Source organism: Saccharopolyspora sp. NPDC000995 (assembly GCF_053599315.1).
The window spans coordinates 1-10,178 of sequence record NZ_JBSFLZ010000181.1 but is presented as its reverse complement, the minus strand read 5'-3'; the positions used below and the strand labels follow the sequence as shown (position 1 = coordinate 10,178).

At 67.0% G+C, this 10,178-nt stretch carries 9 protein-coding genes; 7 read left to right on the top strand and 2 right to left on the bottom strand.

The annotated features are described in order from the left end of the window. Nucleotides 1–699 precede the first annotated feature (699 nt). Complete coding sequence (locus tag ACWDKQ_RS33450) at nt 700–933, bottom strand: hypothetical protein (RefSeq protein WP_450142766.1); 234 nt, start codon at nt 931–933, stop codon at nt 700–702. 192 nt (nt 934–1,125) lie between these two features. Here ACWDKQ_RS33450 and ACWDKQ_RS33445 point away from each other — a divergent pair, with 192 nt between their 5' ends. The 7 genes from ACWDKQ_RS33445 (at nt 1,126) to ACWDKQ_RS33415 (ending at nt 9,947) form a co-directional block, all read left to right on the top strand. Next, entirely contained in the window at nt 1,126–3,270 is a 2,145-nt protein-coding gene (locus ACWDKQ_RS33445; RefSeq protein ID WP_450142765.1) for a helix-turn-helix domain-containing protein, read from the top strand. A 248-nt stretch (nt 3,271–3,518) separates the two neighbouring features. Then, the gene (locus tag ACWDKQ_RS33440) at nt 3,519–4,766 is read left to right on the top strand and encodes an ATP-grasp domain-containing protein (RefSeq protein ID WP_170121577.1); all 1,248 of its coding nucleotides are present in this window, start codon (nt 3,519–3,521) and stop codon (nt 4,764–4,766) included. Between the two features lie 127 nt (nt 4,767–4,893). Next, nucleotides 4,894–5,679 (top strand): HalD/BesD family halogenase, encoded by a 786-nt coding sequence (locus tag ACWDKQ_RS33435; protein WP_450142764.1) that lies wholly within the window; start codon nt 4,894–4,896, stop codon nt 5,677–5,679. Then, a complete protein-coding gene (locus ACWDKQ_RS33430; RefSeq protein WP_450142763.1) occupies nt 5,676–7,037 on the top strand; it encodes a 50S ribosomal protein L11 methyltransferase in 1,362 nt (453 codons plus the stop codon). Before ACWDKQ_RS33435 ends, ACWDKQ_RS33430 begins: the two co-directional genes overlap by 4 nt. A 16-nt stretch (nt 7,038–7,053) precedes the next feature. Continuing rightward, nucleotides 7,054–8,226: a GNAT family N-acetyltransferase gene (locus tag ACWDKQ_RS33425; RefSeq protein ID WP_450142762.1), complete on the top strand. Its 1,173-nt coding sequence runs from the start codon at nt 7,054–7,056 to the stop codon at nt 8,224–8,226. After that, nucleotides 8,226–9,452: an MFS transporter gene (locus ACWDKQ_RS33420; RefSeq protein WP_450142761.1), complete on the top strand. Its 1,227-nt coding sequence runs from the start codon at nt 8,226–8,228 to the stop codon at nt 9,450–9,452. The genes ACWDKQ_RS33425 and ACWDKQ_RS33420 overlap by 1 nt, the downstream gene beginning before the upstream one ends. 9 nt (nt 9,453–9,461) lie before the next feature. Then, entirely contained in the window at nt 9,462–9,947 is a 486-nt protein-coding gene (locus ACWDKQ_RS33415; protein ID WP_450142760.1) for a GNAT family N-acetyltransferase, read from the top strand. On the opposite strand, the gene ACWDKQ_RS33410 is transcribed toward ACWDKQ_RS33415, so the two are convergent. Then, nucleotides 9,944–10,178: transposase (locus ACWDKQ_RS33410; protein ID WP_450142759.1), on the bottom strand; the 235-nt coding region annotated here is incomplete at its 5' end. The genes ACWDKQ_RS33415 and ACWDKQ_RS33410 overlap by 4 nt on opposite strands.

The following is a 10,178-nucleotide window of genomic DNA, read 5'->3' as shown; positions in this document are numbered from 1 at the left end:
CGAAGCCCTCATCGCTCTCGTCATGCTCGCCCTCGGCGGCCACCCACCCACCCTCCCCGGACGAACCTGACACCCACGGAAGCAGCAGAAGAGCCAAATATCGTTCGAATTGACCTGTGGGACCGGACGCTCTGACGAACAGCGCGCGGCCCGCCCTGTCAAACCTGACAAGAGTCTTCCTTCACGAGCCCGAGGCAGGCCCGCATCACCCCCACGACCCCTTGACCCCCAGTCAGGTCCCATGTAGACACTCACCTGCGAAAACCGGTAAACCGCAGTACAAAACGCGTCGGTTCAAGGCAGTTCCTTGCAGTTCCATACAACTACGGCACATCCTTCACTCCAGATTCGCTCCTGCTCCTGCCAGTCAGGCCAAGACACAGCGAACGACACACTGTGCGACAGTTCGGCGATCAACTCCTGGCTGCATCCGTCCCAGACAGGTGGTGCTGAGCGCGAACGTCGTTCTATATGAGCGTCCGAAGGTACGAATCCCACGCGTGCTGATCCGAATGCCGGCGCGACGTGCCGGCATCCCGACCAATCCGTTTTCGCTCCCACGACGCAGCTCTCGACACTGGCCGGTGGTGACCAGTTTCTGTTTCTGCGGTCATTCACTCATGGCTATGGCTTGCAGGTCCGGTTGGCACGACGGTGATCATGATGCTCATCGCGCGGCTCCTTGTCAGGTCGTGGTTGTCACTCGTCGAAGATGGCGACCACGCGGGTCCAGCCCGCGGAGGCCGCGTGGATCTTTACGGGAAAGCACGCGATCTCGAAACCGTCGGCAGGCAGCGATTCCAGCCCGTGCAGCTTTTCGAGGTGGCAGTAGCCGATGTCACGTCCCGCGTGGTGTCCTTCCCAAATGATCGACGGGTCCCGCTCGCGGGCGTAGCGCTGTGCGGTGTGCACGAACGAGCGTCCCAGCTCCACGCATCGGTGCCGGTCAGCCGCACCCCGCGCTCAGCGCCGGCGGGCATTCCGAAGGCGTAACGAACATTGCCCTTGCCGTAAACCTCATCCGCCCTGTTCAGAACCGGCGGGCACGGTGGAGGGGGAGGTCGACCGTAGTCGCTCGAGCGGACGCTTTCGCTGCTGTCGAGCATCACGGCATGATGATCGACTGTGCTGTTGCGACTGGCCTACCTGGGCGTGACAAACGCGTTCGCCATGCTGCGCCTGCCGATGAGCGACCGGGACAAGGACGTCGAGATCCTGGCCTTGCGCCATCAGATCACGGTGCTAGAACGTCAACTCGGTCAAGCCAGGGTGCGGTTCACCCCAGCTGATCCAGCGATCATGGCGGCGCTTCTGTACCCGCTGCCAAGGAATCTATTGCGCAGGCTGCGGTTGCTGGTACGCCCGGACACAGTGCTGCGCTGGCACCGCAACCTGGTCACACGCCGTCACGCGACCCTCTCCAAGCCGAAGCGCCCTGGACGACCACGCATCGTTCGCTCTATCCGGGCTTTGGTGCTGCGCCTGGCAAAAGAGAACCCCAGCTGGGGATACCGCCGAATCCACGGCGAACTGCTCGTCCTGGGAGTGAAAGTGGCCCCCTCGACCGTCTGGGAAATCGTGCAGGCAGCCGGGATCGACCCCGCACCTGACCGGAACTCCGACACATGGGCGGACTTCCTGCGTTCCCAGGCCGACGCCTTGCTGGCCTGTGACTTCTTCGAAACCGTCACCCTATCCGGTACGAGGATGTACGTCCTCGCCGTCATCGAACACGCCACCAGGCGGATCCGGATCCTGGACGCCACCGCACACCCGACGGCCGCGTGGGTCACCCAAACCGCAAAGAATCTCGTCATGGACCTCGAAGACGCAGACTGCCGGGCGCGATTCCTGATTCGCGACCTCTTCCGCGAGTTCGCCCGTGAGCATTCCGAACGGCTGTGGAAGCAACTGGTTCTGACTGGCGAGACCGATAGCCCGGTGGCGGACACCCGGCCGCGGCGTGACCTGCTCGCGATCGTCATCTGCGCGGCGGGCGCGGCAGCATCGGTCAAGGCGCCGGCGCTGTTCGGGATGAACATCCACGAGGATGCCGCGTTCTACGGGCCCAACGTCGGCCTGTTCGCGCTGCCCTGGCTAGCCGCCTTCCTGGCCTGGCGCCGTCAGGCCAGGCCAGTGCTGATCGCGGTACTGGCGGCGTTGTTCGGGCTCGGCGCCGTGGCGGCCAATGTCTACCCGCTCGCGGAGGACTCCCAGTCGGTGGTCCTGACCAGCATCCATCTCCCGATCGCCCTGTGGTTCGTGGTCGGTTTAGCCTACGTGGCCGACGATCTGCGCTCCTCGCGCCGACGAATGGACTTCATCCGCTTCACCGGCGAATGGTTCATCTACCTCTCGCTCATCGGCTCCGGCGGCGGTGGGCTGATCGCGTTCATTTTCGGAACCTTCAAAGCCATCGGAATCGTCCCGGAGGAGTTCATCACGCAGTGGGTTCTTCCCTGCGGTGGTGTGGCAGCGGTAGTGGTCGCCGGGTGGCTCGTCGAGGCCAAGCAGAGCGTTATCGAGAACATAGCCCCGGTACTCGCGAGACTGTTCACCCCGCTGTTCACCGTCGTGATGCTGGCGTTCCTCGTCACCCTCGGCTGGACCAACGTCGGCATCGATGTCGAGCGGGAAGCGTTGATCCTGTTCGACCTCCTGCTGGCCGTGGTGCTGGGCTTGCTGCTCTACTCAATCTCAGCCCGCGATCCGCTGGCCCCGTCCGGCCTGTTCGACAAGCTGCAGCTCGCCCTCGTGCTCAGCGCGTTGGCCATCGATGTGCTGGTACTGCTGGCAATCACCGGACGCATCACCGAGTACGGCACCACACCCAACAAGGCGGCCGCGCTCGGCGAGAACGTCATCCTGCTGGCCAATCTCGCCTGGTCCGCATGGCTGGTGGCGGGATTCGTCCGTCGGACCACACCGTTCACGGCGCTCGAGCGCTGGCAGACCGGCTACCTCCCCGTGTACGCCGCGCGGGCCTGGATCGTCGCCCTGGTCTTTCCCCATTGTTCAGCCACCTCTGACCAGGTCCCGGCCAATGACGCCAATAGCGACAACCGGACCGGTTTCGGGGACACGAGTAGCAACACCGCGATCCAACCGAGTCGATCAGGGGCCGTTCCGTTGGTTTCTGCTGTTCCGATCCAGTCACAACTCCCGCTTGGCGGGGTTTCTGTAGGACCCGTGCCGAGCATCGGGCTACGTGCCACCCACGAGCGCGCTCGACGGACCAGCTCACCGAGAAGTAGGTCGGAGCACCGTTAGCGGGAAAAGTGGGGTTATCGGCGTTGCACTAAGCGCGATGGACCATTTGAGGTAATGCGATGTAGCCCAACCGGCTGGTTGGCGTGTTGATGTTGCGGTTGAATGCCGCGTTACGCGTCCCGGGCAAATTCGACTTAAATGTCGCCTGTATCACAATTCGGTTATCATTCTGACGGACTGTCGCTTAGAGTACCTCTCCGGGTTCAGCCAGCGATAAATAGTCGCTGGCTCCGTCTGGGGGGATGGGAATGTCGCCGAGGCTGCTGCTTCTGGGTGCCGGTGATCCGGATTATCGAGGATATTCGCTCGAAGCATTGGCGAGCAATTTCCGGGTAACCCTTCTCGACGCATCCGCCAACGAATGGCAGAGGAGCGTCGTCGACGAGCACGTCGACCTTGCGCATCGCGACCCGGCACTCGTTTCCGACTACGTCGACCGTAACCAGGGTCGCTTTGACGGAATCTTCACCTATGACGAGTTCTCTGTCGAAGCGGCGGCCGAGGCCGGCGCAGACGCTGGCTTGCGCGCTAACCCGGTCGCGACCGCCCGGGCATGCCGGGACAAGGCTGAGATGCGGGCACGGCTGGCGGCCGGCAACGTCCCGTCGGCCCGCAGCGTCCAGGTCGACTCCCGCGACGCGGCGCGGGGTGCAGCCCGGGAAATCGGCTACCCGGTCGTGCTGAAGCCGCAAGCGCTGGCCGGGAGCATCGGCGTGATCCGGGTCGACGCCGACTCCGAACTGGAGGTCGCCTACGACATCGCCAGCAACTCGGGCCACGGGACGTACGGCTCATCCGACAGGCGGCTCCTGGTCGAGGAATACCTCGACGGGCCGGAGATCTCGGTGGAGTGCGTCGTCCAGGACGGCGTTCCCGAGGTCCTGGCCATCACACGCAAGTCTCTCGGGCCAGCACCGTATTTCGAGGAGATCGGGCACGTGGTCGCGCCGGGGGAGCCGGTGACCGCCGACGACTCCACGATCGTCTCGGTGGTCCGGGCCGCGAACTCGGCCGTCGAGATCGCCTGGGGCGCGACCCACACCGAGTTGCGGCTGACCCGCACCGGGCCCCGCGTGGTCGAGATCGGAGCCCGGCCCGGCGGCGACCTGATCCCGCTGCTCGTGCGGCTGGCGACCGGGAGGGACCAGGTCGTCGAGGCCGCCGCCGCGGTGTGCGGGGTGGGCCTGCCGGCCGTGCCCGCAGGCCCCGAAGGGGGCGGGCCGGCGGCCGCTGCGATCCGCTTCATCTACCCGCCGGCGGAGAGCAGGCTGGTGGGCCTGCACCTCGACCCAGAGATCGAGTCCGCTCCCTGGCTGCATGCCTTCACGCGTGAGGTCGAATTCGGAACCGTGCTCCGGACGCCACCCCACGCCTTTCTCGATCGCATCGGATTCGCCGTCGTCCGGGCTGAATCCACCAATCGCTGTCAGCAATATCTCGACGCCGTCGAGAACGGACTGACCGTCAGCTGCAATCGATTGGCCGACGCCGTCTGATCGACCTTCCGAAACGCAGGAAATCCGACTCAGGCCGATGGCGTCCCCGGAGTTGCAATCTCAGCGGGGTGAGTGGTTACGCACTCGCTTATCGAAAAAGCGGAAATAGAGGAAATAAGGAGGACATATGCCCGCAATCGCTACAATCCGGGAGTCGCTGGACTCCATTCGAGCGGCCATCGACGACCACTTCGCGTCCGAGGCGATGCAGTCGCAGATTCCCGATCTACGTCGCAGCTACCAGGAAACCGACTTCGCCGAGATCATCGGATTCACCCCGCCTTGGGTGTTCGACACCGCCCTCCGCGAGGTCGAGGAGCTCTTCGACCGGCAGGCGAACCGGCGCGACATCGTCGTCGCCCAGAGCGGCAACACCCCGCGCAAATACTCCAACCTCGACCGCGACGCGCTCGCGGCCGGCAGCACCGTCGTCCCGGAGTTGTTCGACAGCCGCGCGCTGCGGAGTTACCTCGAGCAGATCGTCGGCGAGACTGTTCTGCCGGTGCCCTACACGCCCGAGGAGTACATCGCCGCGCGGCTGCACCAGGCCGGTGACGTGCACGGATGGCACTGGGACGACTACACCTGGGCGCTCGTCTGGATCTTCAAGATTCCGGACCAGACGATCGGTGGCAGTGTCGACTTCATCGCGCGCGCCCCGTGGGACCGCGAGAATCCGCGGGTCGACGAGCTCGTCGCGAAGGGTCCGGTGGCCAGCCGGCACCCGGGCGTCGGGAACGCGTACCTGCTCAAGGCCGACACTGCGCTGCACCGGGTCGCGCCACTCTCCGAGGACGCCGAGCGAATGATCGTCTGCTACACATTCGCCACCGAGTCGGACCTGACCCGGCCCGTCGACCACTCCAGCATGGAGGACCTGTACCCGGAGGCCCACGAGCGGCACTTCGGATGATCGGAACCCACACCTCGGTCTCCACCGCGGCCGAGTTGCTCCGTCGAGCGAACCTGACCGGTTTGCTCGACGGGCGGCGTCGTGCGTGCCTCAACACGTGGGAACCGTGGCTCACCGGGGAGGCGCTGAACGGTGCCTCCCCGGAGGGGACCGCGGCATCACCGCGCGAGGAGCTGGCCCGGCTGCTGCACACTGGCGTCCACGTCGGGCACGGTTCGATCCGGGACGACGTCGGGCGGGCGCTGGTCGCCGCCGGCCTCGTGACGTCCGACGACGGCATCTACCGCACCGGCCGGTGGCGGCTGAGCGCCTTCGCTGGGCTGCTGATCGCCGCCGACCGCGACTACGGCACCGAGCACGAGGTGCACCTGGGCGAGGACTCGCTGCGGTTCGCCCAGGCCGTCCTCGCCGCGGCACCGCGGGGCACGGTACTCGACGTCGGCTCCGGATCCGGGGTCTCGACGGCGGCCGCCGCGCGGACCGCGGGCTCGGTCCGCGCGATCGACGTCCTCCCGGACGCGGTGGAGGCCACCGGGCTGACCTGCGCGCTCAACCCCGGCGGCGCCGAGGTCACCGCCGAGGTCCGGAACTTCGCGGACATCGACCTTGCCGAGTTCGATCACGTGATCGTGAACCTGCCGGGCGTCCCGGTGCCCGCGGGGATGCCGTACCCGACGGCCGGCAACGGCGGCCCGGATGGACTCGACCTGATCCGGACGTTCTGGAAGCAACTGGCTGCCGGCCCACCGCGGCGGGTGACCATGCGGTTCCAGAGCATGGGCGGCGTTGAACCCGAGGTGCTCAGCGAGCTCAGCGAAGCGTTCCCGCTGCACACGATCTCGATTGGCGTCGACTCCGCGGTGCCGATGCGGCTCCGGGACGCGATCACCGCGGAGCGGATCGCCGCGATTACCGGGGCCGACCCGGACGATGTCGTCGGGCAGCTGTCGGACGCCCGCCGGACCGGCGGCCGAACAACGTATTTCTGCTCGACCATGAACCTCACACCCGGCGGGCCCGAGTTGGACTACGCGGCACCGCTGATGAGGCTCGATCCGGAGGGTCTGTGGCGGCGCGGCCCGCTCCTCTCGATCGACGACGCGGCCGTGTGGACCGAGTACTGCTCGCGACTGCGGCTGATGCCCGACGAGTTCTGGTCGGTCCAGGGCGAGGAGCACGTGCGCACCGTGGGCCGCGACATGCACGTCATCGGCGGCGACCTCGCCGCGGGGAAGTCGCCCGCGGACGTGGCAGGCGCGCACATCCAGGCCGGGCCCGCTGCCCGGGTCGGCCTGGAGCTGGCCATTGTGCTGCTCGCCGAGGTACTCGACGACATCGGGATCCTGCGCTCCCGGTAGATGCAAGGAGTGACGAGTGGTATCAGGCTCAGGCTGGATCGTGCACGACTCGATCGGCGACGTGGACGCCGACGAGTGGAACAACGTCGTCGTCCTGGCGGGGGGCTCGGCCTTCCACAGCCATGAGTGGCTGACGGCGTACGAGACGGCACCACCGGCGCCGGTGTTCCACGCCCGCCACCTCTGCCACCGGACCGACGGGCGCCTCGACGCCGTCGCACCGTTCTACGAGGTGCAGGAGGACCCACACTACGTCGGCTACGGCCCCGACTACGACTTCGACCACCCGATCCTGCACACGCGGATGCTGGTTGGGCACTCGTGGTACTCGTACTTCAACGGGATCTGCTCGCTCGTCGATCCCGCAGAGATCGTCGACGACCTCGTCGGCACCGTCGGTGAGGTCGCGACCGATCTCGGCGTGTCCGTTTTCGGCTTCCCGGGGGTCCCCGAGCCCGACCCACTCGGCCCCGAACTGGAACGACGCGGCTTCAGCCCCGTCTACACCGAGGCGACCAGCGGCGTCGACTTCGCGGGGACGGCGGAGGCGCACCTGGCCACACTGCGGAGCCAGAAGTTCCGCCGGGAGTTCCGCCGGCTGTCCAACAAGGCGAGCCGGTCGGGTGCGCACATCCGGACGACCATCGAGTCCGGCGACGTCGAGCGGTTCGCGAAGCTCGTCGAGGACGTCTGCGCGCGGCACGGCGTCGCGACGATCAACCCGCCGGAGAACCTGTACAGCATCTTCGAGTACCTGCGCGAGTACGTGCACTTCGTGAGCATCTGGCTGGACGACGAGCTGCTCGGCGGCTTCGTCCTGATGCACTTCGAGGACACGCTCTACGCCTGGATCGCGGGCCTCAACTACAACCACCACAAGGAACTCGGCACATACTACGCGCTCTACGCCCAGACCCTGGAGCTCGCCGAACGCCTGGGCGTGAAGCGGATCGAGATGGGTCGCAGTATGTACGGCTTCAAGGTCCGGATGGGGTTCCACCCGCAGCCGCTGGTCAGCTGGTTCTCCGGCGTCGGCCCGGATGGCCGCGAGCTCGTCCGCGAGGGGATTGCCAGCCTGGAGGAGCACTGCCGCACTCGTAGCCGGATCGCGGAGGCGTACGAGACCAACAAGCTGGAGATCCCCGAGGTGTTCGCCGGGCCGCCGCGGTTCGCTGCGGGTGGTGCCTGATGGCGGCGAGACTGCGGGAGCGCCTGTCCTTCTGGCAGACGGCACTGCTGGGCGGGCTGGCCCTTGGCACGATATTCGGTCTGGTCGAAGGCTTCTCGCTGTTCTCGCTCGCCTTCGCCCGTGATCTCGGGATCACCCGCGGCGAGGCGTCCAGCATGTACTCAGTACACCTGCTGTGCAGCACGCTGTCGGCGCCGCTGGTCGGCAGGCTCGTCGACCGGTACGGGCCGGGGCGGGTTGTGCCGATCGGGTTCGTCGTCATCGGGGTGGGGCTGGTCCTCGCGTCGTGGGCGACGGCGCTCTGGCACTTCTACCTCGTGTACGGTCTCGTCCTTGCGTCGGCGACGACCGTGGTGATCGTCGCCGCCCAGGTCATGGTGTCGAACTCGTACCCGACGGAGTTCCGCGGACGAGCACTCGGCCTGGCCTACGCGTGCGTCGGGCTCGGGAACTTCGTGCTGTTCAACCTGCTCGGCCAGGTCATCTCCGAGTCCGGGTGGCGGACCGCCTATCTGGTCGCCGGGGTGGTCGCCGTCGTCGTCGCGCTGGCGTTCTTCCTGCTGCACCGACGGCTGCCCGCGCTGGCCCGGACCGAGGAGTCCGACGAGGCCGCGGCAACCGTCCGGATCGGTGTCGTCCTGGCACGCCCGGCGTTCTGGTTCCTGTTCGTCGCCGCGGGCGCCGCGAGCGTACTCGACTTCGTCGTCTTCCAACACCTCGCGCCGTTCCTGGTGACGTCCGGCTACTCGGAGGCGTCCGCCGGGTTCGTCCTGAGTATCGCGTCGCTGGGCTACATCGCGGGGCAGCTCACCGCCGGGGCGGCGTCGGACCGGTGGGGGCGGGAGCGCACCGGGGTTGCCGCCGGGGTGGCGTACATCGCGCTGCTCGTCGGAGCCGCGCAGTTGCCAGCGCAATGGCTGGTCGCCGTCCTGGCGGCAGGGCTGGGCCTCGTCGTCGGGGGGGTGATCGGTGCCCGCAGCGCGGGCACCGGCGACATATTCGCGGGGCCCGTCCTCGGTCGAGTGTCCGGCCTCGTGCAGGTCGGTAGCGCGCTCGGCGCCGCGGCCGCGACCTGGCTGGGCGGCTTCGCGTTCGACCTCACCGGCGGATACGGGCTGACTTTCGGCATCGCCGCTGTCGCGGCCCTCGTGTGGTGCATGACCTTCATCGCGGCGGCGCCGCGCCGTGGGTCCCGGCTGGGCGTCGAGGCGGCCACCGGCTCGTAGGATCGGGAGATGGCACAGCCTACCGATGCCGCCGAGGTCCGCCCGGTGACCGTCCGCGATCCGGAGGTCATCGCACTGATCGAGGCACTCGACAGCGACTTGGCCGAATCCGAGTACACCGAGAACGAGAGCTTCGGGTACTCGACGCACGAGCTGAAGTCCGGGTCGGTGCACCTGGTCGGGGCGAGCGTCGGAGACCGGCTGGTCGGCATCGGCGGCATCGAGCTCCAGGACGGCGGGTTCGCCGAGCTGAAGCGGTTCTACGTGGCGCCCGGTCTCCGCGGCCACGGACTCGCCGACGCGATCCTCGACGCGCTCGAACGGCACGCCCGCGACCACGGGGCGGTCGTGCTCCGGCTGGAGACCGGGGACCGGCAGAAGGCAGCGATCTCCTTCTACCACCGGCGCGGCTTCCAGGTGGTCCCCAGGTTCGGGCCCTACGTCGACAGCGAGGCGTCGGTCTGCATGCAGCGCGACCTCTTTAAGAGTTCCTAACAAAGGATTTTGATGTGTCGGTAGCAGATAATGCAGGTGGCCAGTCCGAGGAAGGCTTCGTGGATGTCGTCGCGGCGTTCCCATCGGATGCGCAGGCGCCGCATGCCGTGGTACCAGGCGATCGTGCGCTCGACGCCCCACCTGACCGTGCCGAGTCCGGAGCCGTGGTCGGTTCCGCGTTGGGCGATCTGCGGGTCGATCCCCATGTCACGCAACTCATCGCGGTGTTTG